Below are 25,745 nucleotides of genomic sequence, written 5' to 3' on the forward strand. Positions count from 1 at the left end.
ACCATCCGCCACTTGGCGGGTGGTAGGTCTTAAAGGGTATTGAGATGCTAAAACGCTCATATAAGAACTACACATATATAGGATATCTCTATATCCTGCCTTGGATCATTGGGTTTCTGCTTCTCCAGCTTGTTCCCTTGGTCAACTCCCTCTGGTACTCATTTACACAGTTCCAGTTGCTGGGTGATCCGAAGTTTCTTGGACTTGCCAACTACAAGAAAATCTTTACTGCCGATGCTACTTTCCTGCAGTCCTTGAAGGTGACGTTTTACTATGTACTGATTGCCGTTCCTCTTAAGATTGGCTTTGCTCTCTTGGTCGCAATCATTCTCAATCAGAAAATCAAGGGTATCAACTTGTTTCGTACCCTGTACTATATTCCTTCCATATTGGGTGGAAGTGTGGCCATCAGCGTACTATGGAAGTACCTGTTCATGAACCAGGGAGTGGTGAACAACATCATTGGTGTAATAGGAATCCCTGCCATCGATTGGCTTGGGAGTCCTGAACTTGCCTTAGGGACCATCAGTTTGGTCACTGTCTGGCAGTTTGGTTCTTCCATGTTGCTCTTCTTGGCTGGACTTAAGCAGATTCCTGTCAGCCTCTATGAGGCTGCACGAATTGACGGGGCAGGAAGGATGCGCATTTTCTTCCAGATTACCATCCCTGCTCTTTCACCCATTGTATTGTTCAACCTCATCATGCAGATGATCAATGCATTCCAGGACTTTACCGGTGCCTTTGTCATCACACAAGGAGGACCACTGAAGTCTACCTACCTCTATGGACTGATGCTCTACGATCAGGGCTTTAAGTTCTTCAAGATGGGCTATGCATCCGCACTCTCTTGGATACTGTTTGCCATCATCCTATTTTTCACCAGTTTGACGTTCCGTAGTTCTGAGAGCTGGGTACACTATGGAGATTCGATATGATCAAGAAAACAACTCCTGTATCAAAAATTATCTCATACATCTTCTTGATCGTTTTAGCGTACATCATGATCTACCCGTTGCTCTGGATGATCGGGGCAGCGTTCAAGACCAATGAGGAGATGTTTGGAACCATTGGATTGCTTCCCAAGAACCCTGTCTTTGGTGCATTTGCAGCTGGCTGGACAGGCACGGGTCAGTATGGGTTCTCAACATTCCTGTACAATACCTTCTTGATGGTAATTCCTACGGTAATTTTCACCGTTATCAGTGCAACCTTGGTTGGTTATGGGTTTGCCAGGTTCAACTTTCCGTTGAAGAAGCTCTTGTTCTTCATCATGATTGCCACCCTGATGCTACCGGCGACGGTTATCATTATCCCTCGCTATATCTTCTTCAAGAAGCTGGGATGGCTTGATACCTATCTCCCATTCATTGTACCTGCAATGCTCGGAAGCTTTCCCTTCTTCAATTTCATGATGGTCCAGTTCTTCAGAGGCTTGCCCATAGAGATTGATGAGTCAGGCAAATTGGACGGATGCAACAGCTTTGTCATCCTCAAGGATTTGCTGTTGCCGCTCTGCAAGTCAGCCATTTTCTCAGTCATCGTATTTCAGTTTGTCTGGACGTGGAACGACTTTTTCAATGTATTGATCTATATCAGTAGTGTGGCCAAGTATCCTGTGGCGTTGGGACTGCGAATGACGATGGACATCTCAACTGAATTTGATTGGAACCAGATTATGGCGATGAGCCTAATCTCCATCCTCCCTCCTGTGATTCTCTTCTTCGCTGCACAGAAGTACTTTGTAGAGGGAATTGCTACAACTGGAATGAAGACCTGATCATTCCTCTCTTTTGAGTGGAAGATGCAGGGTGACTGTAACCCCGGCTTCCTCCTTCCTCGCAACGACAATCGAGGATTTCCCTTGGGTGAAGAGCATCAGCCGTTTATTGATGTTCAACAGCCCTAGGGAACTTTTTTTCTGCAGTACATCTGCTCTGCTCTGGTTGATTGCATCAACGTCTTCTTGGCTCATGCTTTTTCCGTCATTGGCAACCACAATCTGCATCCTGTTATCCACTTGTGTTGCGCTGATGGTGATATGCAGGGGCTCGTCCTCCTTGAAGCCGTGGTTGAATGCATTCTCCAGGATGGGTTGCAACAGCATTGCAGGCACGCGGACGTCAAGGAGTGAAGGATCAATATTCTTTTCACAGGTGAAAGCCTGCTTGAAACGGATGTGTTGCAATTGGATGTAGTACTCAGTCTGTTCAAGTTCCTTGGAAAGAGGGACACCTGAGAAGTCGTCTACCTGTAATGAGTACTTGAGCAGTTTCGAGAGGAGCTGGATCATAGTAGAAACATCGTTTTCCCCGGAAGCAAGTTTTACTGCCTTCCAGTTGATGGTATCCAAGGTATTGAATAGAAAGTGGGGATTGACCTGCATCTGCAGGGCACGGTACTCCATTGCCTCAGTCTGCCACCTGAGGTAGTCCTGTTCAAGGAAGGTCTTGATGACATGATGGTTGAGGTAGTCAAAGATGTTTCGATACTTTTCTGAATTTTCCTCGGTGAAGTCTGCTTCTCCTACTTGGCTCAGCTGTTGCATTACATTGGCAAGGAACTTTCGTTCCTGCCGATTGGTACGGTGTGTGAGGAAGAGGCCAAGTAGCAGGGCGATGACTGTCAGGGCAATGGTATAGTAGAGCAGGGTTGTGGAGAGACGGTAGAGAATTGGTTCATACATTCCGAGGGTGTATTTCCACCCATACTTCCCAGAGAATGCTTGGAAGTAGTACATGTCCTCTTCATTATATACCACATGGTCTTCTGGATTTGAAAAGAGCAACTGTCCGTCACGGTTGTGGACCGTGAGAATCTCGCCCTCTTGGAAATGGTAGGCCCCTGAAAGCGATTGTTCCTTGATATCCAGCACAATTACCCCGATACGTTCGTTGACTGGGTTGGTGATTGGCCTCAAGATGCGAATAATATGTTGTTCTACCGGTGTTCCTTCCTTGAGTGTGACCCTCTGTGAGTAGCTTTGGTTTTCTGGAGGAAGCTTTTTGTAGGTCTCATACCAAGAGGAATCCTCCATATAGGCAATGGCAGTGAAAGCAAGATCGCTGGAGAGTACCAGGTGCTGCGGGTTGTCCAAGTAGACGTAGATGTCATGGATATAGGGTCTTGCATTGGCAGGGGCTGCAAGGAAGGAGCGGATCAGGCGGAACTCGCGATAGTTGTCCAAGTTGACGACTTCTCCTCCACTGAGGACCCGTTGCAGACGATTCATCATTTCGGGGTTGGTGCTGAACATCAAGGAGAGACTGTCCATCTCATCCAAGATAACATCATAATAGGCCTGTACCTCATCAAGTTTCTGGCTTGCCTGCCTGATCGAGTTGCTTCTGATGAAGTTCTGGGTCAGCAAGGTTGCCCCTCCTCCTAAGAGAATGGCTACAATAACCAAAGGGAGGCTGTGCCGGAAGAAGATACGGATGATTCGTTTATTCATAAACCTTGTTCCTTCTTCAGCTGTTGGGGACTGGTGCCCCAATACTTGCGGAAGGTTCTGCAAAAGTTCTGGGTATCCTGATACCCTAGGGCTTGTGCAATTTCCTTGTTCTTATAGCCTACTTTGCTGGTAAGCATCTGTTTTGCAACTTCCATCTTATGTCCAAGCAGATACACCTGGAAATTCTGGGTGGTCTCTTCCTTGAACAGTCTACTCAGGTAACTCGTAGTTACACCAAGCTCTGAAGCAATATTCTGCAAGGTACAACTGCTGAGTTTCTTTTCAATGATGGCCAAGGTTTTTGTGACCAAAGGGTTGGAAGAAGCAAATGAGGATGTATTCACTACTGCAGGGGTGGATCCATCCAACACGTACCGAATTTTCTCAAAGGTGTGTTTGATTTCCTCGAACGAGGAAGGTTTTACTAAATACTCCAGGACTCCGTACCCAATTGCCTCTTTTGCATAGCCGAAGTCATCGTATGCACTCATGATGCAAAACTGGGGTGGAGAAGGGAATTGCTTCAGCTCCTTGATCAACTGCAACCCACTCATGAAAGGCATTCGTATGTCGGTAAGGAGTACATCAGCGTGATGGTCTTTACAGAATGCGAGTGCGCTTCGCGCATCACGGAAGGATCCAATAACGGAGAATCCAATGGATTCCCAGGGGAAGTAGTGGGTAAGTCCTTCCAGAAGTTCTGTCTCGTCGTCAACGATAACCAAGCTATACATGCTCTAAGGTAATACACCATTTAGGGAGAAATGTCAAAAAAAGATACCCAATGTCAAGGTACATGGGCTGTTTATCTGTTACTATGATAGGGAGAATGAGAGTACTGGGAGGAAGAAGCGGATGAAGGAAACTCGTATCTGTATTATTGGAGGTGGTGGCCGGCTTTGGGCCATCCAGTTCATGAAGGATCTTGCGTATAACACCATGACTCACGGTACTTTGGTTCTGTACGATATTGATAAACAAGCAGCACACAACAACGTGGCAGTTGCAGAACGTGTATTCAAGGTAAACAACAGTGAAGGGCGATTCCGTGTTATTGCAGAGGATGTAATCGGGAAAGCACTGGCTGGTTGTGACCTAGTAATCATTTCCATAGAACCCGGAAAGACAGCGTGTCGCTATGGCGACTTGGTGCTTCCTGAGGAGTACGGAATTCTCCAGTCAGTAGGGGATACCACTGGCCCTGGTGGCATTATGAGAGCTCGACGTGCTGTCCCTTTGTTCTTCGAGATTGCCGAGCAAGTAAAGCAATACTGTCCTGATGCCTGGGTTATCAACTACACCAATCCCATGACGCTCTGTACCGCAGCGCTCTATAAGGCGTTCCCCGGTATCAAGGCACTGGGATGCTGCCATGAAGTGTTCCATACCCAGAACTTCCTTGCTGAGAAAGTGGCTAAGTGGTTTGATGTGCCGGTTCCCGATAGAAGGGAGATTAAGATCGATCTTACCGGTGTGAATCACTTCACCTTCGTGACCAAGGCATACTGGAAGACCCATGACCTGATGCCAAAGCTCATTGAGCTTGCTCAGGATAGTGCTACCTTCAGTGATGGAACTGCTGTTGCAAAGCAGCGATTGGAGGAAGAGAATTGGTTCGACTGTGACCAGAAGATTGCACTCAGCTTCCTGAGGGATTTCGGTGCTCTTGGGGCGGCTGGTGACCGTCACCTGGCTGAATTTGTTCCTTGGTTCCTTACCAGCGATGAGAACCTGCACACCTATGGGGTGATCAGGACTCCGTACTCATGGCGAGAAAGAACTGCCAAGGAGAAGAGGGAGCGTGTCTTTAAGGACGAGGATCTGAAGGCAGAGCTCTCTGACGAGGAAGGCGTGGATATCATGCGTTGTCTGATGGGCGACAAGAGCATGGTCACCAATATCAACCGACCCAATGAAGGACAGATTAGTTACCTGCCCAAGGGCAGGATTGTCGAGAGCAATGGTGTGTTGAGTGAAGATTCAATCAGACCGATTGTCGCTAGTGATCCACCACTTGCAATCCAGAATTTAATCAAGCAGGTCAGTGATGTGCAAGAGATGACCCTGGAGGCAATCTGGAACAAGGACGATGAGTTGCTCTTTGCCGCATTTCTGAGTGATCCCTTGATGAACTTGAGCAGGGACAAGGCCAGGGAACTGTTTGAGAAGATGCTTGTGGCTTCCGATCTCAAATACTAAGAGTAGAACCTAGGGAGGTATAGGATGATCAGCAGAGAGCTATATAAAGAGGCAGTGAAACGGACGCTTTCGTTCTTTGAGAAGGCTGGAATCGTTCTTACCGATGAAGAGAAGGGGAACGTTGAGGTCGCTGATTTCGGCCTCAACGACCTTTATAACACGGGTCTTGAGTTGGTCACCTACCTCAATACTGACCGCGTGTGTGCGAAGGAGCTGGTACTGTTTCCCCACCAGAGGTGCCCTGAACATCGCCATCCGGCATTTGGGTCATACATTGGCAAGGAAGAGACCTTTCGTTGCCGGTGGGGGGAAGTTTACCTGTATGTGGACGGAAAACCCACAGAGAACCGTAATGCCAAGGAAAAGGAAGGTGTTTATACTGTCTTCCATGAGATTGTACTCCGCCCCGGTGAGCAATATACCCTGAGCCCCAATACCAAACATTGGTTCGAGGCAGGGAGTGAAGGGGCTGTGGTCTCTGAGTTCTCCACCCCCAGTTTTGATGAGAAGGATATCTTCACCGACCCTGCTATAGAGCGGGCACCCCGGGTAGAGTAGGTTGAAGGGGGTTCCCTATTCTGAACTGTAAAGCAAAGCAAACATCATGGTAGAAGCAACTGCAATAAAACAAAAATTTGCCAGTGTTGATTTTTGCCACCATATATGCGCCCATGTTCCTTCTCCAGCACCCTAAGGGTGAAATATAACCACCTTAATTACCAGAAAAACTTTCGTTCTTACCAATAATATTCGGTGGTTATTACAATAGGAGAATATACTTATCTACCGTTTCTGGGTTGCCATAGGGCTATTCTGATCTGGGTTGGTGTTTTTTGCTGATTTTTTCTGTTTCAGCTTTGCACTCCTCGATTACTTTTCCTATCATGAACCGCTACAGGTAGTTAAGTGAGTAATCATGGTAGCAGACTGGGCTAAGCCCGGTCTGCTCAACTCATTGTCACCCCGACCATCACGTTCTCTTCCCATATAGCCTAATTTGCCTCACGAATGGTCTTAAGATACTCTTTTCTTTCAAGAAGTATACAGATGAGCGTTCCACCCAAAATTGCCCAGAGAGTAGATCCAATATTGAATATTTTTATCTGGCTCATAGTGATAAGCAAGGAGAACAATGCGCCCATCTTCAGGTTAGAGCTGAATGCCTTCGAGAAATTGTTGGCTATTACAGTTAGCATGGCAATACCTGCAAGGACATCTATGAACGGCGTAGGAACTGCCCGCGTAAATGATATAGCCAGCGGCGCAATGGCGGCTACAACCAACATTAAGATACCTGCAAGTACGGCAGCAGAATACCTTTCTTCTTCTTGTCCTACATCTGGACTCGCCATCATCGCAATCGTTGGGCCACCAACCACGGTATTGTGGCCTCCAAAAAACGCGTTTACAATGGTCCCTATTCCGCTGAGTACAACAAAGGCGTTGATAGGAGGATTGTAACCTAGAGTCTTTAATATTCCAATCGCTTGGATATTGCCGAATCCCACCGATAGCAGCGCGAGTGGAATAGTCAACTCGATAATGGCAGCTATGTTAAACGTCGGCGCAATAAATGTTAGTGACGAAAATTGGAAGTTAATGTCGCTTATGTTTACTTTTCCAACAAGCAGTGTGATAACAAAACCAAGTATCATTGCGCTCAGGATGGGTGGAAATCTACGCGAAACCGCAGGAAAAAGACTAAAAATAATGAAGACGAGGAATGTACCTCCAGCCACAACAGGTTCAACTTCTATTGCTTTTATAATCGCAATCCCAAAAGTTACAAGGGCTCCCGCAATCATTCCCTGGATAACAGGTATCGGAATGTATCGCAGAAAGGCTTTGAATAGACCTGTTACACCTAGCAACAGGACCAAAAGACCGGACAAAACAATTGCACCCAGGATGTCACTAAAAGCGTATCTCTGCAAGGCACCGGCGATAATCGCCATAGCTGGTATCGAGAATGCGAATTGTATTGGCTGTCTGTAGTACAAGGAAAAAATAATCGTTAGAACCCCGCCAACGGCAAAAATAATTGTCAACCACGAAATCGCCACATTATTGGCGAGGTTAGCATCGTTCATAAGCTTCAGAAGCAGGAAAACAGGACCCATTCCGAACAATGTAACGGCGATGGACACACCTATACCTGCAGGTGTCAGACTTTTCCTGAAATCCTTTGCAGATTTCCCTATCGATGCCCCTTTCTCCATATTAAGCATTGTTGCCTCCTATTATAGTGTATGCCGTCGCGTTTTTGATTAAAACGCGACGGTATCTTGTCAACTCACCGATCATCAGTTACTCGCATATTTCTCTTGAAGTGCTGCGTACTTCTGCCCAGTTGTAACCGCACCTTTGGTGATTTCCTCTGGTACCCGATTATAGGGAGGCCTGCAGGGTCCTGCCTTGACTAAACCCGCTGCGTTGAAACGAGCCTTCTCAATCTGAACGTTGTAAATAGAGAATTCGTGAAAACTGCCTCGCGGGAAAAGTGTTTTATATGCATCTCGGAGTTCAAGCGTTATGGTTCTTGCAAGCGTGTCGTCCCCTGTTTCAATAGCATGCTTTAGAGCAAGGAGCGGTGCCATGCCACAATTGCCACTTCCGGTCCATGTTGCTTTAGCCTTTTCCGGTGCCCATTTCCATGCGAAATACCAGTCGCTATCCAATGGCATAATCACAATATTGTCACCGGCCGCTGCTACATCTGCGAGATATTGAGGGCCCACAGATATGTATTTTGATGCGACTATATTGGGAATTTTTGCCAACCTTCCATATGTCTTGGGTGTCAGCTTGCCCTTGAATGCCTCAGGGTTGTCGTACACGATAATGGGTGCATCGGGAAGAGCCTCCGCTATATCGCTGTAGTAACCTACAATTGCATCTTCATCCATTTCCTGCCACATGGGTCGTCCAAGAAATAGACCGGTTGCTCCCATGTCCATCATTTCTCTGGAACGACTGATTGTGTCCCTTGTGTTGAGAGTTGTTGCGCCCGAGAATACGGGTACCCTTCCATTAGCCGTGGTGATTACCGTTTGGTTAAATTTTCTCCATTCAGATTCGGTTAGGGAGGCACACTCTCCGAAAGTACCATTAGTCAAGATTGCATCCACATGGTTGTCAATGAGCATATTGACTATTCTTGCAGACTCCTCATAATCCACCGAATCGACGCAATCCCATCGCGTCGCATCCGCGGTGGCTGGCGTGGGCATGATATTGAAAATTCCACGGACATCTTTTGCTTTGAACTTTAGACTCATAAAAAACCTCCTACACAGTTTGATATAGAAATGCTAGCATGCTAGCATTCTAATGTCAAATTATTTTTGGTGTTATTTGTTCTTAGGGTCTCCTGTGAAGCAGAGCTCATGCACGAGCTCTGCTTGGAGTACCATCCTTGGGGTCATTCCCTTGCAGATAGGAGTTCTGCCAAGAAGTCGCAGGCCTAAAAGATATGTACGGTTTCTTTGCTATACTCGTTATAGTGCGTGTGGGACAGCTCTCTCCTCAAAACCTTCATGGTGGATCTTCTTCAAGGATATACACTGACGGGCTATATTTTTCCGTGAACTATCATCGATAATCCGTACGCTGTTATCTATACTGAAGCCCGAGTGTCACCAAAAGAGCAAATGCTCAATAAGGGACTTTGTTTCGTTGAAGAATCATACCACAGTGGACCTGACGTACCGGGTCATTTTCTACGGTATGAGGATGATATGTCTTATAAGAAAGAGCACGAGAAGACCCCCGACTCCAGGCGGGAGAGTTGCCACGGGTACTGAATTCTCCAGCACAGTCAAGCCACCTGTTGGTTTAAAGATTGCATATTGCTTGTCTATGACCCTATCTTCTGGCCACAGAAAATTATCTTTCCGGATTGCTTTTTATAGTGTTTTGCAGAAATCGTCGGTGCACTCCCGTAAATGGGCTTCCACAAGCGTGCGGGCCAAAACCCCGTTCTTTTTCTCGATGGCATTGAGAATTTTTTCATGTTGCTTAATTGAAACGTCATGCCTCTCCAGGAGAAATTCGACGCTCGCTGCTTGGTAGCTTACGTTTTCCCAGAACTGTTTGTCGAGGGAGATGAGCCGTTCCATTCTTGAAAGACCGGTAATCTCCAAATGGAAAAGCCGATTACATTTCGCGTATTCGATGAGGTCGTTCTTTTCCGCGGCTGCGATACTGTCGGCATAAATTTTTTTTAGTTTTTGAATATCCTCTTCAGTACATTCTTTAGCAGCTATCTCCGCTGCAAGGCCTTCTAAAACCGCCCGTATAAGGAAGGTTTCCTGCACTTCGGCAGGGTCTGGGTACCGTATCATACAGCCAACCTGGGGAATGATTTCGATGAACCCTTCATGTTCGAGTTGCTTGAGTGCTGCAGTCACGGGCGTTCTGCTCAAATTGAGTGTTTCCGATATTTTATACGACGAAAAGACTTCCTGAGGTCTTGCTGATCCGCTCAGTAACCACTCTTTAATCTGGTTGTATGCTATTTCGCTTCTCTTTGTCGACGGTATTCCCAAAACATTACTTCCTATTTCACTCGTATTGCCATAATACCTAAAAATTGTGGTTCGGTCAAACTATCATGATGCACGTCCAGGGCAAAGCATGGCAAAAGCACCTACCATTCAAGGTTGTAGGTTTGATTTGCCTCAATTATAAATAGGATATGTAATTTTTTTGCTGTCCGCAACCACGGAGGCTAGAATGCTTAGGCAGTGTGCTATAGATAATTTTAAGCTTTTCTTCAGCAAAGAATAAAGATTTCTTGCCTTGTAGGAACCAATGGGGCAGGTAAGTCCACCATACTCCAAGCGATGGATTTTGTGCATCATCTCGCATTAGGTGATATTGAAGTATGGCTTAAGACAAGAGGATGGAAGCTAAACGAGTTGACAAGTAGATTGTCTAAGAAAAAAATGTTGCTTTTGACCTGATGATATCTGCAGGCACTTCTTCCTATCAGTGGAAAGGGGTATTCAATCCAATGGTCTCTAGATGTACAGTTGAGTCAATAGTTGTTGGGTCGGATACTGTAATGCAGTTGTCAGATGGCATTCTTAGGTATAGAAGAGGTCATGATAGAATTACTGCTAGTGCAAAAGACTACAACTATACTGGCTCTATTCTCTCCTTCTTGATCAATGATCCAGAGACCATGCCCGAGGTAACCGCAATTAAAACTTTTGTGGAAGGATTGAAGTCTTTAGAGTTGTTAAATCCTCAAATTATCAGGTCTCGATCTCGGGAGGCTGAAGATGTAGGTTCGGGTGGGGAGCGACTTGCTGGATATTTATCCCACCTTCCGAAAGACCAATTTGATTCCCCAACGGAGCGAGAGGAAAGGAATCAGCATGATGGTTCCTCTCCCGAGCGAGTGCCGGGAAAGCAAGGTAAGATACCCCGTCCCTTGGGGCGGAAAAGGAGGCAACGCCTCCTGAGTCCAGGGCTTGCCCTGGAGTATTGATACCTTTCATCGGCAAGGAGAGTCCCATGATAATTTTGAATACACTGTACGAGGAAGACACTCTGAACAGTCGTACAAGAAGCAATTGCAGGGACGGCTTGGGGAAACAAGTCAATCCTCTTTAATTGAACGGGTACTCGATGGGACGCTGAATCATAGTCGAATTACTTATCAAAGTTTTCTGCAGTTTAAAAATCGACTTTCCCAAGTTCTGGACTTTGTTTTCGAATAAATGAAGATGGATAGCTTGCTAAAAAAAAGCTATCAGGTAAAATAAGAAAGACTTGACAGGTATGCTAGCCATATATATCATACTAAAACTATAGAATTAGTAGTAGATTAGAAAAGGGGGTTCTTATGGGAATGGTACTTTGGTTGTTGATATTCGTCGCTTTGCTTGCTGCATTGGTGGCAATGAAGAGGGTCTGGCATCTCTCCTTCTCAATTAGGGTGTCGGTCTCATTACTCCTAGGAGCTGCTCTGGGGTTATCCTTATTCTTTTTTGTAGAAGAATCAATTTCATCCCAGGTAAGAAGATGGGTGGCTTTGGTTGGCAATGGGTATGTTGATTTGCTTCGTATGCTCATCATTCCCTTGGTCCCAACGAGCATCATTGCTGGTTTGATGCGGCTTGGGAATACTCATGAGCTTAGGAGAATGGGAGTAAGAACCATCTCCCTTTTCTTATTCACTGCTACCATTGCCGGTACCATTGGTCTCCTGGTGGGGAGTCTGTTTGCAGTTGGACAGGGGATGGTGGTAGGTGACCTTGCTGAGCGTACTCCTAATACTCTTGGCAATATCTTTGCACAGTTCAGGGCTTTTATTCCGTCCAACCCCGTCCAATCCGCTGCTGAAATGCAGATGATACCTCTGGTCGTATTTTCCGTCTTCATTGGTGTTGCTGCAATTGCAGTGAAGACAAAGAAGCCAGATGCAATCAAGCCTCTCGAGCAGTTGTTGGAGAGCTTTCTTCAGGTAGTGATTGAGTTGACCAAGATTGTGCTTCGCTTGACTCCCTATGGAGTACTAGCGCTTACCACCTACTGGCTGTCGAGCACAGGACTGGCGGCGTTGGGCCAGCTAGGTTTGTTTGTGCTGGCAGTGATATTCGCCTGCTTGCTGCAGATTAGTCTGGTGTATGGCGGGTTGCTTGCTTTCTTAGTAAAAATCAATCCAATACGGTTTTTCAAGGCAGCAAGTCCAGCAATGTTGCTAGCATTCTCCAGTCGTTCGAGCCTGGGTTCCTTGACAATGACCATCAATACAATGACAGATAGGCTGAAAGTGAATTCCAGAGTGGCAAACTTTGTAGGACCGCTTGGTGCAGTAATGAACATGGATGCATGCGGAGGTATTTTCCCTGCAATGGTAGCGGTGTTTGCCGCTAATGCCTTTGGGATTGAACTTGCTCTCTCCCAGTACATTCTCATCGTGGTAGTTTCTATTTTTGCAAGTTTGGGAAGTGCTGCTGTCCCGATGGGTGCAACCGCCTTCACCATTATCACGCTTACGACTGTGGGGCTTCCGGTTGAAGCAGTCGGGATGGTTGCTGGTGTCGATTTCTTGGTGGATATGTTCAGGACCATGACAAATGTTACCGGTGATCTGACGACATCTGTTGTTGTTGCAAATGCGCTTGGTGAGTTTGACCGGGATGCATTCAATTCACAGGATCTCAAGGTCGCAACTGCTCAGGCGACATAAAGAGAGATAATAATAGCGGAATCGTCGGAATTTGTTTTGTTTTTCACATTGTGTGGACTCCTATGCTCCTGTATACTAACTCGAAAATAGTGGAATGATTGCATTATTATTTATTTTGTATGCGGGAGCGTAATGGTGCAGGGTGGTGTGCTCGTTGTTGGTGTTTCTGGGGAAGAAGCTGCAACAATAGAGAAGAGTCTTGACTCAGCTGAACTTTGGGTTGTCTCAACGGAGGCAGAAGCTGTTGCGTGCATACAAGAACATCCCTCAATTCGCATAGCTCTCCTCAATCTTCCTCCTGCTCTCCCAATGTTGCAAACAATCGCCAGATACCCCATCCGAACCATAGTTCTCAGCAGCTCAGAGACTATGGATGAAGAGATGGAAGCTATAAGAATGGGAGCAACAGACTGTCTGCGCAGACCTTATTCCCCCGAGATGTTGAAACTGCGGGTAGCTTTGCATACCAAAGCGAAAGATCCCATCATGCAGGACGAAGACCATGTCTTGTTTGACAGTCTGCTTTGGCAAGCTCCTGTAGGTATTGCTGTATATAGCGGTATCGATGCTGCTCATTTGGAAATGGTTCATACCAATTCAATCCTTCTCGAAATCATGGGGCGTACAAAAGAAGAACTTAAGACTCTCGATTGGAGAATACTTACCCATCCTGACGATCTTAAGGAGGAGCTGGTCAAATACGAGCGTTTCGCTCGCCATGAACTCTCTGCATATGAGATTGAGAAACGGTTCATCAAACCTGATGGGTCTTTTGTTTGGGTGAATATGACCGTTTCATGGTTATATGCTGACCGGCCTAACTCAGCAGACTATCTTGTTATCGTCAAGGATATCACTGAGCAGAAAGAGCTTGCGGCTTCACTTCAGGAGCGGGAGCGGGTAATCCAATCCTATTTTTCTCAGTTGCCGGGAATGGCCTATCGTTGTTTATTTGATGAGAAATGGACAATGCAGTTTGTCTCTTCGGGGTGTAAAAGTCTTACAGGCTACTTGCCTGAAGAATTGATAGGAAACACGGTTATTTCTTTCAATGAAGTAATTGCCCCGAGTCATCGCAAGAAGGTGCAAGAAGAGTGGAATTCAATCGTCCATAATGACACCCCTTTTAGTCAGGAATATGAGATTATCACCAAGGGAGGTGATACGAAATGGGTGTACGACACGGGGCGAGGTATTTTCGATGATGATGGCACGATTATCGCAACTGAGGGAATGCTTTTTGACATCTCTAAGAGAAAAAGGCAAGAGTTGACCCTCGCATACTATCATGATCATGACGAATGGACTGAACTTCCTAACAGAAGGTCGTTGGTTTCCATATTGGAAGCAGAACACAAGAAGGCAGGGCACGCTTTGCTTGCGGTCAATTTGACTGCACTACATGCGCTGAGTACTGTTCATGGGTTCCTCTATAGTAGGAATTTGGTGAAACGTGTAGCAATTGCACTCCAGTCGCTCAGCGATTCAAAGCATGTATTGTTCAGTTCCTATGAGTATCAATTGATATTCTTCATCAAAGAGCCTACTGATTCTGCTATGTCACTTGCTTTTGGAAGAAAGGTCTCCAAGAAGGTCGCTTCCTTGCTCCGCGAGGAGCGGGTGGGTTGGGGCATCGGGCTGATAGAACTTTCTGATGCCCCTGTTGAGGAGAGTCTGACCAATCTTTTGATTGCTTCTGAGCAAGGGTTGTCAGATTTTGATGCAGGTCAGGAGGTTTGTATCTTTGATGAGAAGATGCAGGAGGCGATGAGAAGGCGTACAGCAATCGAGAGAGAGCTTGCTGAGTTGCTCAAGCACCCTGCCTCTTCTTCTTCTTCTTTCTTTCTTCAGTTCCAACCGATTTGGGATGTAAAGACACAGGAAATTTCTGGTTTTGAAGCGCTAGCAAGGATGACGAGTCCTGTTTTGGGCAGTGTCTCTCCTACTGAGTTCATTGAGGTTGCAGAGAAGGCCAAGCTCATTGTCCCGCTTGGCAAGATTATAATAACCAAGGCATTGCAGTTTCTTTCATTGGTGGAAAAGGATGGCTTTTCAGATGTTGGTGTTTCGATCAACATATCTGCAATTCAGTTGATGAATAAGGACTTTTTTCCGTCACTGATGGAGGCTGTTGAACAGACCAAGGTGAATACTATGAATATCACCCTGGAGGTGACTGAGTCAGTGTTTATTTCCAAGTTCCAGGAAGTGAATGACTTGTTTTCCCATCTCCAACAACAAGGGATGTCCATAGCAATCGATGATTTTGGCACAGGGTATTCAACACTTTCTCGAGAGCGTGAGCTGAATGTCAATTGCTTGAAGATTGATAAGGCGTTTATCGACAAGCTTGAAGTGCTTCAAGAGAAGGAAGCTATCACAGCCGAAATTATTTCATTGGCCCATAAACTAGGGCATATCGTTATTGCTGAGGGCGTTGAATATGAGAATCAGTATAACTACTTGAAGAAGTATCGATGTGATAAAATCCAGGGGTTCCTTTTCAGTAAACCCCTGAACGTTCAAGATGCATTGGCATTGCTCAAGCAAACAAATTGTACTTAGTAGTCTTCACGTACGCCAAACTCAGCGTCCTCAACCCAACGATGGGGACGAGTGATGAGTTTGAGCATTTCTGACAGTACCTCATAGTGGCGTTTTTCTTCTGAGAGAATGAGTGAGAGAGCTTTCTTCGCTTCTTCATCAGTTACGAGTGGAAGTTGTTCCTTATAGAAATCTATACTTTTCTTCTCTATGGCCAGAGCTTCTTCATAGGCAGGAATCTGATCAGTTGAAGGGGGGAAGGAGTCTGGATCGAATGCTTTGAAGACTTTCTTTGCTGCTTCTACTACCGTGGTGTTCACACTTACCGGTGCACTCTTCTTCTGTAGGGCACGGAAATAACTTTCATGTTTCTTCTCATCATCAGCGAGCATCTTGAAGATGTTTGCAAAGCCCTCACTTGGTGCCTTTTTTACAAGATCAGTATAGAACTGAATTCCTTCTTGTTCCAATTTGATTGCTACTTCGAATAAGTCCATGGATGTCCTCCTAATGTCCATAGTATAGGTAGGACATGGTGGGAAGGCAAGGGTGAAGAGTTAATAGGTAAGTAATTCTATTTCTGTTTCCAATAGGGGAGAGAAGTTATACACATACGTATTGTGATAGCTTAGATATTTCTCAGTTCCATCAGGAATCATGCTTAAGTGCTTGGTATCGTCAATTCCGAGGCGGTCATAATCGTTCTCATCAAGTTGGTCTGAGAGTCTGATAGTTCCTTTGGAAGGGTCGAATGATATCATGCCAAGGTCGAAGAGTTTGTCATAGAGAGGTGAGAGTATGAGTGCATTCTTAGGGTCAATGCGTTCATGGTCGTCTGCGACTCTCCATGGTTTGATATGGCTTGCAACCAGGATCTTCGGTTTGTCTACTCCTAATACTGCGCAGCTGTTATTCCAGAGTTCAAGCGCTTGTTTTCGATACGTCTGCTGGGCAGTTCTTTGGATGGTTGTTCCGATGCGTGTGGTGGGTATAACTCCTTGCTCAATGCCATAGGTATGTTCCTGATCTAATGATTGTTCCTTATCTTGGTAATTGAATGTCGGAGCATATTCATACAGGCTGAATTTTGTTTTGCAAGGGATGCCGGGAGCAAAGTACTGGCTAGCAATAGGGATAGCACGACCATAGTAGGTGTAGGGGGTCTTTACCCGGTCTCTGACAAATACAAATAGTTCGTATTCCCCGGTATTCATCCGTTTCTCAACAAATCGATTTTTAAGCTGTCCTTCCCAATAGAGAACGTCGTTGTCGATGTGATCGACATACGGGGTGGCATAGCTCTCTTTCTTCAGATTGATCAGCAGTATAATGGCGTTCTCATCACGTTTTGTGAGTACTCCTTTACGCATTGTTGCCGCAATGTTCATCTCCATCAGATCAGCAATGTCTTGCAGTACATAATGACTTCCAATCATAAGATGGGAAGATAGTTTCTGTGATAATCGAGTTGAAAGCTGCTGCGCCATGTGCCCAGGATACGTCCAAGGTGGATATTCGTCAATGTTTATAAAACTCTGAAGTCCTAGAAACGAGGAATATTGGGGAATTGATTCCAATACTCAGTAAACAGACATTTCATTCCCCAACGGAGCGAGAGGAAAGGAATCAGCATGATGGTTCCTCTCCCGAGCGAGTGCCGGGAAAGCAAGGTGAGATACCCCGTCCCTTGGGGCGGAAAAGGATGCAACGCCTCCTGAGTCCATGGCTTGCCCTAGGGTATTGATACCTTTCATTGAAATGCTTAGCCTCAAAAAGTATTCCAAGGTTATTTGCCGGGAGTAGTGAAATCAAATTCTGGTTGAATTTCGATAGGAGGATAAAATACGCCAATTATGGAAAATGGGTTTTTCCATCTACGTATATGTGCTTTTCTACGAGTTCCAAGAAAGAAATAGATATCCCTCTTTCGAAAGTCTTCAAGGTATTTCTTTTTAATATCATGTAAGGCTTTCTCTTTTCCATGCTTGATACAATTGCGATAAAGCATCATAACTTCCCAATCTTCAATCATTAATTTGTAGATCTCCCCCGAGTCATCTTTGAATTTATAATAGAAGGTAAATGGAATAGATTGAGCCATCTCCCAATATTCGGGAATATCCTGATTGATCAGATCACCTTGCATTCTGAGGTTGTTTAGGATTTCTTCTTTCTTGCTTTCTTCCTTCTGGCAATCTTTAGGTTCTGCAATAAAATCAACAAGTTCTTTAGGCTTGAATGTTGCAAGCGATATGAAATCTTTCCGTTGAGTGTCTGAGGCGGTTTCCAAATTTTTAAAATTATAGAAAACGTTCTTAAGACATATTTCTTTTCGCGCTTTCCAATTGTTGTCTGGACCAATATGTTCAATACATTCTTCCGGAGGGCTAATACAATAATAGGATTCTTTCCGATTGTCTTTATTCCTGTCTCTCGGTTCAATATCGAGGATGTACCAACCATATTTCTGAATTCTTGTATCAAGCATTCTTAGCTTTATTGGATAGACACGAATCCAATCTCCAGATTCTGTTAACCCTGCTGTACATACAGTCTCAATATATTTATGGGAGGGGTTTGGGTATGTAAGGACTGTAATGAATAGTTTCTTTTTCAAATGCATCTCCTCTGATATGAATTATCCTAGGGATAGATGGTTGTTTTTTCTTGCAATACTCTGCAAACAACATTCTATGGCAGTCTCTAGGATTTTTTTCATAACACATTAGGGCTACATTTACTTTAGCAATAAGTCCCGCTATTGCTTCAGCGTGCTCTTCACAATGAGGTAGTGTATGTTTGGAGTACAGTTCAAATAATTGCGCTTTTTGCTCAAAAGGAGGAAATTCTTTTCTCAATGTAGAAGAAATTCCAACCTCGGGTATATGCAGATAGCTGATATCAGCCTCCTGTAAAGCAGTCAGTAATCTCGCTTTTCTATACTCGGGCCTCATCGAGAAGGGGTTCTTTCTTACATCAACTAAGTATTTGACATTCTGAAGTATAAGCAACTGTATAAAACGATCTATGGACAACCCCTCATACCCAATGGTAAAGAGAGCTCTTGGTGATCTCTCTATCTTATTTCTTATTTGAGCCAGTTTTTCAAGAAATACTGGGTCAGTATGAAAATTATCAAGCAGAGCACTGCGAATGCTATAAAAAGGGAATCCTTTGTAGACCTTTGTAATCAATTCATTATCACTTAGGTGTTCATTCTCTCTTAGTGTCGTTTCTAGTGCAACTTCATCATCTTTCTTCAATTTGATATTGCACAAGTCAGCTTGTTTTTCATCAATGGTTACATATGAAGAAAACGGCGATTTTCCCTTCTCTTCAATGATGATATGTTTTTGTTGAAGTGCTATCTGATCATCATGAAGGCTGATTGAATAACATCCGTATGAATTTGGGATAAAGTGGTAATAGTCATTTTTTGACTCTTTCACAAAAAGAAACATCAGTTTTTGGAGTCTGATCAGCGAAATAGGTTCCTTATGTCTTTGAACTAACCATATAAGAACTTTTCTCCTATTTAGCATACAATCACCTTATGTTTTTGTACCATATTTCCATTCGATGCACAATTGGAGTATGAAAGAACTAAAAATGCTGCGCATGCAAGGCAAGTTCTCATGTATCTTTGCTTTCCAAAGCAATCCCATTCCATGCTACTATACCCCAGAAGGACAAACCGATGAAAACACTACAGGAACGCATACACCATATTCAGAACCTACTTCACTTTGATGATGCTCAGATGGCTGAGAAGCTTGGATTGGAAGAAGAGGCATACCAGAGAATAATTGGAGCTCCTTCTTCTGAATTTCTGGAACAGCTTTGTACTACCTTCGGGGTTTCCCGAACGTATCTGGAAGAAGGGAGTGGCCATCTTTTCACTGAAAGGCCGCTTCCCATTGCCAATATTCTTGCTTTCCGGGATGCACGCAACTGGAAACAGTTCCACACTCCCAAGGATTTGGCAATATCTCTCTGCCTTGAATCTTCTGAATTACTGGAATGTTTCCAGTGGTCTGGAGAAGATGTGCATGTGGGGGAGAAGCAAAAGCAGATGGAAGAGGAACTGGCAGATATTCTCATCTACTCAGTGCTGTTTGCAGATTCCATTGGAGTAGATATCCCAACGATTATCGAGAAGAAGTTACGTAAGAACGCCGAGAAGTATGATGTGAAGAAAGCGTATGGTTCAGCAAAGAAGTATACAGAGCTCTGACAATTCCTAACGCGGCAATTCTTGGAGTGTGGTACACTGGAAATAAGCTACGGAGGGTGTGATGCTCGTATACGAAGGTGATAAGCAGCAATTCTTGTCCGATGTCCAGGATAATTCAATTGACCAGAAGATTGAAATGAATATGTGGAGCAGGCTTCATAAACGAGTAAGCCAGAGCGAAGAGCAATCCTGGCGCAACTCATTGAATTACATGCAGAATGTATTACTCGACTCCGAGATTCCTAACTCCTCCGGCGTCGCGATTGAGTTTGGAATACCCAATACCAATAAACGAGTCGATTTTATCCTTACAGGATTGGATAGAGCGAACCAGCACAATGCGGTGATTGTCGAGTTGAAACAGTGGAGTAAAGTTGAGCCTGTTCCCTATATCGACCAACTCCTGGAAGCTGAGATCATCGATGTGCAGACCCGTTTTTCCCACGGACAACAAGTAGTACACCATCCATCCTACCAGGCATGGTCGTATCGATCCCTTATTTCCAACTTCAATGCAAATGTACACGAAATTCCAATTCATTTGGAAAGCTGTGCATATCTACATAACTATGTACCTCCCAAAGATGACCCACTGAAGCAACACTACTTTCAAAGCCTTCTTGAAGAAGCACCGGTATTCTATAGGAGTGATGTCAAGAAGCTCAGGGAGTTCATCAAGAAGTACATACACACAGGGGACGCAAAACAAACCTTGTACTACATCGATAATGGTGAAATCCGTCCATCCAAGAGCCTGCAGGACTCCCTTACAGCAATGCTGAGAGGGAATCAGGAGTTTATCCTTATCGATGAGCAGAAGATTGTCTATGAGCAGATCCTCTCCTTTGCTCGAAGAAGCAAAGAGGATGGAAAGAAACGGGTTTTCATTGTACAGGGAGGACCAGGAACTGGTAAGACGGTAGTTGCAATCAACCTTCTGGTGCAGTTGATCAATGATGACCAGGTGTGCGCCTATGTTACAAAGAATAGTGCACCCCGTAATGTGTTTGATGCCAAACTCCGATCAGGTGCATTCAAGCGAAAGAACATCAGCAGCTTATTCAAGAGTTCATCGGCATTCATCGAAGCAGACGCCAATAATTTTGGGACACTCATTGTTGATGAAGCTCACCGGCTCAACAAACGGTCTCAGTTGGGGCCAAGAATTACCGGTGAAGATCAAATCAAGGAAATCATCAATGCAAGCAGATGCAGCGTGTTCTTTATTGATGAAGACCAGAAAGTAACAGCACAAGATTATGGTGATCGTGAGCAAATCTTGTACTGGGCAAGCTATTTCAATGCAGAGGTGCAGGAGGGGATGCTTCTCTCCCAATTCAGGTGCAATGGATCTGACGGATACCTTTCATGGCTTGATGGTGTACTAGGGATCCAGGAAGAGACAGCCAATCCTACCTTGGAAGGCATCGACTATGATTTCCAGATAGTGGATGATCCCAATGAACTACGTAGGCTCATCGAAGAGAGAAACAAAGCAGATGATAAAGCCAGGATTGTAGCGGGGTATTGTTGGGATTGGGTAAGCAAAAATGATGCTCAGTCAGTTCCAGATATTACCATTGATGACTTTTCCATGTACTGGAACCTACGGGGTGATGGTACCTATGCCATTACCAAGGAATCAATCAACCAAGTTGGCTGCATCCATACCACCCAAGGTCTCGAATTCAGTTATGTTGGGGTAATCATAGGTAATGACCTGCGCTATGAGAAGGGGAAAGTCATCACTGATTATACTAAAAGAGCAAAGACCGACCAGTCACTTAAGGGATTGAAAGGGCGTATCAAGAAAGGTGATCAGGAGGCAATGAAAACTGCTGACATCATCATACGCAATACCTACCGTACACTCTTGAGCAGGGGGATGAAAGGCTGTTATGTCTATTGTACTGATGCTGGGCTTGCTCAATTTCTGAAAACCAGAATTGCTGGGTATGTAGATGAAGAGGAAAGTCCCTTGTTGGCAGCTGAGAAGGAATGAAGGTGTATACTGACAGTGAATTGCAGGAGGATTCAGTTATTCGAAAATTTCGAATACCTGCCACCGACAGAAAACCTATTCAACTTCAGACATGTGTACTGTTACCGGAAATACGTCATAACCTGATTTTTTCTCAATGCAATCATTGGTAAGGTTGTAGGTGACAGCTGCATAGGGCTTCTCAGTTGAGATCAGTGCCTTTCCCCTGTGCTGTAGTGTCCTTTGTGACAAGCTTGTCCATCAAGTAGAAGTTGGTCTTGTTCAGCTCTGAATACATCTGGTTCTCAGAGTTCTCAAGGAAGTTGTTTGAGTCGGAGTCCTCATATGTTAACTTCTTGAAAATTAAACCTCACTCCAAAAGTCGGACACCAAGTTACCTGATTCTTTTCAATAATTCTTTACAAAATCATAGATTGCCTGCGGAAATGCCTTGCACTCATTGTTATTTGCTTCCCAGTTCACCAATGACCATCACTGAAATCTATAGTATTTTCTTGATCGTTACTGACGTTCGAATGATTGCTTATCATAACAATTACTATTATACTATTACTAAATGGTAAAAATAGGTAACAGCTAATACTATGATAACACTTATAAGTCCATCAATAGCCCAGAAGAAGATAGCACAGAACCTGAAGGAACGCAGATTGCAAATGAACTTGACCCAAGAAGGGGTATCAGCTCGCTCGGGAGTTCCCCTGGCAACCCTACGCAAGTTTGAACAACAGGGCGTCATATCTCTGGAATCGCTCTTGAAGATCATGATGGTGCTGGGGATGTTGGAGGCTATGGTTGCAGCCACTAAGGTTTCACATACTTCATTCTCCTCAATAGATGAAGTCATAGCATTGGAGACTTCCCCAAAGCGAAAGCGGGGAAGGAAAGCATGAAACCTTACGCAACGGTGAAGGCCATTCAGGTAATGATCAATTTTGGTAATGGAACCATTCCCGTTGGTCGTCTAGCATTACGTGAGCATCGCATCTACTTTTCCTATGAGTCTACCTTCATAGAACAACGTCTTGAAATCTCTCCATTCTCTCTTCCCTTGCAAGTAGGTGTGAAGACTTTCGACCATAGTTTGTTTGAAGGATTGCCTGGTGTATTCAATGACAGTCTTCCTGATGGGTGGGGTAGGCTTCTCCTAGATCGTTTCGTTCGCTCTCAAGGTGTCTCACCATCAGAGCTTTCTCCCTTGGATCGGTTGGCTATGGTAGGTACACAGGGCCTTGGTGCGCTGGTATATGAACCTGAGCACAATTTTCCTATTGATGGTGGACCTGTTGACCTGGACGTTGTTGCATACCAAACACAAGAAGTACTTGAGGGATCCTCCTCAGAGGTTGTAAGCCGCCTCCTCGCGTTGAATGGATCCTCTTCTGGTGCACGACCAAAGGCATTAATTGGTGTTTCTGAGAACAAAGAGCGAATTCTTCATGGAAAAGAATCATTTACCGCGGGGTATGAGCCTTGGTTGGTGAAATTTCCAAACACACAAGATGGTATCGATGCTGGTGCTATTGAGTATGTGTATGCCTTGATGGCAAAGCAGTCGGGCATACTAATGCCCGAAGTTCACTTGTTCTCCGCCCATGAAGGGCCGGGGTATTTTACTGCCAAGCGGTTTGATCGAAATGGGGATAAGCGCTTGCATATGCATACTGCTAGTGGGTTGTTACATGCTGATTTTCGCTTTCCCTCACTTGATTACCAAGACTTGTTGAATCTTACATTCATGTTGACTCGGGATATCCGGGAGGTTGAAAAAATGTACCGACTTGCAGTATTCAACGTCCTTGCGCATAATCGTGATGACCACGCTAAAAACTTTAGCTTCCTCATGGATGCACACGGGAAGTGGGCACTCTCTCCGGCCTATGACCTTACCTTCTCCTCCGGCCCAGGAGGGGAGCAGAGTACCATGGTAATGGGTGAGGGAAGAAATCCTGATGTGGAGCATCTGGTTACGTTAGGTGTTGATGCCAAGCTTTCGAAGCATCAGATTGCCTCGATCATTGACCAGACTCGTACAGCGCTTTCAGCTTGGAGTAGTCTCGCGAAACAGCACGGGGTGAGCAATGAGAATATCTCTCACATTGCAAAACAGATTTGTCGCTGAAACCTAGCGGCAGAGATCTTTCAATCCTTCCCAAATCATCACCATCGCCATCGTATCCAATTCGCAATATTTGAGAAGGGCCTTCTGTATTTCGCTGCGTTCATAGTCCGACATCTCCTCAAACTGCATCCTTGCATATGCGGTGAGTGCCGCACCTCCTTCCCTGAGTTCATCATCACTGCTCAAAATTTCAAGGTCCTTATCCGAGATGTCCTGAAACATCTTTGGCAACAGCTTGTAGGGGTCAGTCACCTTTCCATCCTTGATCTTGACCCATTGCCAGTCCTTGAAATTTGTACTCTTGATTCCCCCCTTCGCCCCATAGATTGGCTTTGAGTATTTCTCTTGCAACAACGTTGAACTGTTCAGAATTGCCGGGAGTACCTGTTTGATGGAATTGGACCCCTTTGTGGCTGGATCATAATAGTAACGCTTCACAACTTCCCACAGGTCCACCATGTCTCTCTTTCCTCTCCACTGTTCAGATGATTTGGTTGTTGAGTGGGTGATGGTCTTGATGAAGCTCTGGAGTTGCGCTCTGTCTGGGATGTCTCCTGTATCAGCATTGAGTTGCTGATAGATCAAATTAAGGAATGTGTTTTCATGATTGGAGTAGCGAAAAACACTTCCCTGGTCATGTTCCAACTGTTCTTTCAGTGCCCGTATGAACCCGTAGTTGGGGAATACCCCACGTTCTGTGTTCAGATACTCTCCAGCGTGCTCCACACTACCATCACAGCGAACGATATGATGTGAAAATTGAAACGCCACTCCTTCATAGGGGTGGAGCCCAGCATTGAATGGGATAGCTGCCATGGTAGTCTCGAAGTCAATGAAGTGAAGGGGGAAAACCCAGCTGTTCATTTCCTTCATAAGGTTCTTATGATCAATCCAGGGAGAATCGTCTCTTGTTTTGTATTTCTGAATCTGCATCCATTGTCGTTCACTCGCCGAGATTCCTGGGCTTGTATCGGGTTTCGGATGTACCGCATGTTCAGGGATGTCATCCATCTTGATGATACCATTTTCAATCAGTTTGTCCTTTCCCCTGAAGCTCCAGACATCCAAAACGGTTTGGCATGCAAGATCTTCATCGCTCCATCCCAGAACCTCTTTCCAACATTCTCGCTTCCCGCTCTTGAGTCCCGATTGCTCCTTGTTATCAGTTGTGTAGAACTCACATGCAGCGCATTTCGAGGCAATGGGAGAGGGAATTCTTGTATCGGTTTTATAGGAGTCTGCCAAGAACGCAACATAATGGGAGAACTGCAGGGAGGTGTTGTTGACCGTATGAAGCGTCTGAAAGATCCTCCCGCATTCGCTGTCAACATTTACCGTGCAGAGAATTGGGGGTGTTAGGTCATTCATGGTAAGGGTTTCTGCTATTGAGACACCCTTTCGTCCTGTTGCATCATGGGTCAGCCGGAATTTCTGATTCAATCCATCAGTTGGACAAACAGCAGATTTGTCAGCCATCATAAGATGTGCTGATATCTTATAGTGCGGGAGTGATCTGGAAAGTACATACTTCTGAAATGCCACATCATAGAGATACGGCTTCCATTTTGCACTGATTGTTCCGTCTCGATTGGTAAAAGGATGTGATTCCCCTGGATTGAAAGATTTTGCCTTCACCTCGAATAGCTTGATTTGATCGTCCTCTTTGACCAAGATGTCGGCGCGGATAAACAGGTTTCCTGATGCAATGGCTGCTTCATAGAGTATGATACTATCCAGCTGTAGCAGATCATTGGTTTCATTGAGCGCTTCCTCATAGTCAAGTGTCTTGATCTCATGACCATCTGGGAAATAGCATTTTGCTAGCTCCCCAACCTGAAATCCCCCATCTGCGAGAGCAAGCAGAAAACTATCATCAAGGTTCTGGTTTGCATAGCACTCTTTCCCTGTATAGAAGAGTTTTGTTGGACATTCAGTTGCCAGCTTGAATCGGGATTTCGTCAGATACCTTTCTCTTACCATTCTGGTTCTCTC

General features: G+C 45.0%; 22 protein-coding genes. 10 read left to right on the forward strand and 12 right to left on the reverse strand.

All coding sequences use genetic code 11. From position 1 onward, the window contains the following. The first annotated feature begins 44 nt into the window (after positions 1 to 44). A complete protein-coding gene (locus DYP60_RS04115) occupies positions 45 to 935 on the forward strand; it encodes a carbohydrate ABC transporter permease (RefSeq protein ID WP_117329614.1) in 891 nt (296 codons plus the stop codon). Continuing rightward, positions 932 to 1,777: a carbohydrate ABC transporter permease gene (locus DYP60_RS04120; protein ID WP_117329615.1), complete on the forward strand. Its 846-nt coding sequence runs from the start codon at positions 932 to 934 to the stop codon at positions 1,775 to 1,777. The genes DYP60_RS04115 and DYP60_RS04120 overlap by 4 nt, the downstream gene beginning before the upstream one ends. On the opposite strand, the gene DYP60_RS04125 is transcribed toward DYP60_RS04120, so the two are convergent. Beyond that, positions 1,778 to 3,451 (reverse strand): cache domain-containing sensor histidine kinase, encoded by a 1,674-nt coding sequence (locus DYP60_RS04125; RefSeq protein ID WP_117329616.1) that lies wholly within the window; start codon positions 3,449 to 3,451, stop codon positions 1,778 to 1,780. Then, positions 3,448 to 4,185: a response regulator transcription factor gene (locus DYP60_RS04130; RefSeq protein WP_117329617.1), complete on the reverse strand. Its 738-nt coding sequence runs from the start codon at positions 4,183 to 4,185 to the stop codon at positions 3,448 to 3,450. Before DYP60_RS04130 ends, DYP60_RS04125 begins: the two co-directional genes overlap by 4 nt. A gap of 121 nt (positions 4,186 to 4,306) precedes the next feature. Between DYP60_RS04130 and DYP60_RS04135 the strand changes: the two genes are divergently transcribed. Next, positions 4,307 to 5,650, forward strand: a complete 1,344-nt coding sequence (locus tag DYP60_RS04135; RefSeq protein WP_117329618.1) for a family 4 glycosyl hydrolase — start codon at positions 4,307 to 4,309, stop codon at positions 5,648 to 5,650. A gap of 24 nt (positions 5,651 to 5,674) precedes the next feature. Then, on the forward strand, positions 5,675 to 6,208 hold the full coding sequence (locus DYP60_RS04140; protein WP_117329619.1) for a D-lyxose/D-mannose family sugar isomerase: 534 nt from the start codon (positions 5,675 to 5,677) through the stop codon (positions 6,206 to 6,208). 434 nt (positions 6,209 to 6,642) lie between these two features. Here DYP60_RS04140 and DYP60_RS04145 read toward each other — a convergent pair whose 3' ends face one another. From DYP60_RS04145 to DYP60_RS13955, 4 genes are all read right to left on the reverse strand, one after another. Next, positions 6,643 to 7,878, reverse strand: coding sequence for a benzoate/H(+) symporter BenE family transporter (locus DYP60_RS04145; RefSeq protein ID WP_117329620.1), 1,236 nt, complete (start codon positions 7,876 to 7,878; stop codon positions 6,643 to 6,645). A gap of 75 nt (positions 7,879 to 7,953) precedes the next feature. After that, on the reverse strand, positions 7,954 to 8,928 hold the full coding sequence (locus tag DYP60_RS04150; protein ID WP_117329621.1) for a dihydrodipicolinate synthase family protein: 975 nt from the start codon (positions 8,926 to 8,928) through the stop codon (positions 7,954 to 7,956). Positions 8,929 to 9,555: 627 nt separating this feature from the next. Then, positions 9,556 to 10,197, reverse strand: coding sequence for a GntR family transcriptional regulator (locus DYP60_RS04155; protein WP_202384381.1), 642 nt, complete (start codon positions 10,195 to 10,197; stop codon positions 9,556 to 9,558). 711 nt (positions 10,198 to 10,908) lie between these two features. Further along, positions 10,909 to 11,154 carry a hypothetical protein gene (locus DYP60_RS13955; RefSeq protein ID WP_133299277.1) on the reverse strand — a complete coding sequence of 82 codons (246 nt, stop codon included), beginning with the start codon at positions 11,152 to 11,154 and terminating at the stop codon, positions 10,909 to 10,911. Positions 11,155 to 11,501: 347 nt separating this feature from the next. On the opposite strand from DYP60_RS13955, the gene DYP60_RS04170 reads away from it, so the two are divergent. Next, on the forward strand, positions 11,502 to 12,851 hold the full coding sequence (locus DYP60_RS04170) for a dicarboxylate/amino acid:cation symporter (RefSeq protein WP_117329625.1): 1,350 nt from the start codon (positions 11,502 to 11,504) through the stop codon (positions 12,849 to 12,851). 135 nt (positions 12,852 to 12,986) lie between these two features. Next, positions 12,987 to 15,416 carry an EAL domain-containing protein gene (locus DYP60_RS04175; protein WP_165849492.1) on the forward strand — a complete coding sequence of 810 codons (2,430 nt, stop codon included), beginning with the start codon at positions 12,987 to 12,989 and terminating at the stop codon, positions 15,414 to 15,416. On the opposite strand, the gene DYP60_RS04180 is transcribed toward DYP60_RS04175, so the two are convergent. The 5 genes from DYP60_RS04180 to DYP60_RS04195 all read right to left on the reverse strand — a co-directional run bounded on the left by DYP60_RS04180 (position 15,413) and on the right by DYP60_RS04195 (position 18,844). Next, the gene (locus DYP60_RS04180) at positions 15,413 to 15,892 is read right to left on the reverse strand and encodes a ferritin family protein (protein WP_117329627.1); all 480 of its coding nucleotides are present in this window, start codon (positions 15,890 to 15,892) and stop codon (positions 15,413 to 15,415) included. The genes DYP60_RS04175 and DYP60_RS04180 overlap by 4 nt on opposite strands. A 60-nt stretch (positions 15,893 to 15,952) precedes the next feature. Then, positions 15,953 to 16,882, reverse strand: a complete 930-nt coding sequence (locus tag DYP60_RS04185; protein WP_117329628.1) for an HNH endonuclease — start codon at positions 16,880 to 16,882, stop codon at positions 15,953 to 15,955. 93 nt (positions 16,883 to 16,975) lie between these two features. Beyond that, positions 16,976 to 17,149, reverse strand: a complete 174-nt coding sequence (locus DYP60_RS14150) for a hypothetical protein (protein ID WP_165849493.1) — start codon at positions 17,147 to 17,149, stop codon at positions 16,976 to 16,978. Positions 17,150 to 17,181: 32 nt separating this feature from the next. Further along, positions 17,182 to 18,012: a hypothetical protein gene (locus DYP60_RS04190; RefSeq protein ID WP_133299278.1), complete on the reverse strand. Its 831-nt coding sequence runs from the start codon at positions 18,010 to 18,012 to the stop codon at positions 17,182 to 17,184. Beyond that, positions 17,960 to 18,844 carry a DUF488 domain-containing protein gene (locus DYP60_RS04195; protein WP_206363100.1) on the reverse strand — a complete coding sequence of 295 codons (885 nt, stop codon included), beginning with the start codon at positions 18,842 to 18,844 and terminating at the stop codon, positions 17,960 to 17,962. The genes DYP60_RS04190 and DYP60_RS04195 overlap by 53 nt, the downstream gene beginning before the upstream one ends. 248 nt (positions 18,845 to 19,092) lie before the next feature. Here DYP60_RS04195 and DYP60_RS04200 point away from each other — a divergent pair, with 248 nt between their 5' ends. From DYP60_RS04200 to DYP60_RS04215, 4 genes are all read left to right on the forward strand, one after another. Continuing rightward, positions 19,093 to 19,629, forward strand: a complete 537-nt coding sequence (locus DYP60_RS04200) for a nucleotide pyrophosphohydrolase (protein WP_206363101.1) — start codon at positions 19,093 to 19,095, stop codon at positions 19,627 to 19,629. A 61-nt stretch (positions 19,630 to 19,690) separates the two neighbouring features. Next, positions 19,691 to 21,631 (forward strand): DUF2075 domain-containing protein, encoded by a 1,941-nt coding sequence (locus DYP60_RS04205; protein ID WP_117329631.1) that lies wholly within the window; start codon positions 19,691 to 19,693, stop codon positions 21,629 to 21,631. A gap of 584 nt (positions 21,632 to 22,215) precedes the next feature. Beyond that, a complete protein-coding gene (locus DYP60_RS04210) occupies positions 22,216 to 22,524 on the forward strand; it encodes a helix-turn-helix domain-containing protein (RefSeq protein ID WP_202384382.1) in 309 nt (102 codons plus the stop codon). Beyond that, positions 22,521 to 23,753 carry a type II toxin-antitoxin system HipA family toxin gene (locus DYP60_RS04215; RefSeq protein WP_117329632.1) on the forward strand — a complete coding sequence of 411 codons (1,233 nt, stop codon included), beginning with the start codon at positions 22,521 to 22,523 and terminating at the stop codon, positions 23,751 to 23,753. Before DYP60_RS04210 ends, DYP60_RS04215 begins: the two co-directional genes overlap by 4 nt. Positions 23,754 to 23,756: 3 nt before the next feature. On the opposite strand, the gene DYP60_RS04220 is transcribed toward DYP60_RS04215, so the two are convergent. After that, positions 23,757 to 25,733, reverse strand: coding sequence for a DUF2779 domain-containing protein (locus tag DYP60_RS04220; RefSeq protein ID WP_117329633.1), 1,977 nt, complete (start codon positions 25,731 to 25,733; stop codon positions 23,757 to 23,759). Between the last annotated feature and the right edge of the window lie 12 nt (positions 25,734 to 25,745).

The sequence above is a fragment of the Sphaerochaeta halotolerans genome (assembly GCF_003429665.1).
GTDB classification, from domain to species: domain Bacteria; phylum Spirochaetota; class Spirochaetia; order Sphaerochaetales; family Sphaerochaetaceae; genus Sphaerochaeta; species Sphaerochaeta halotolerans.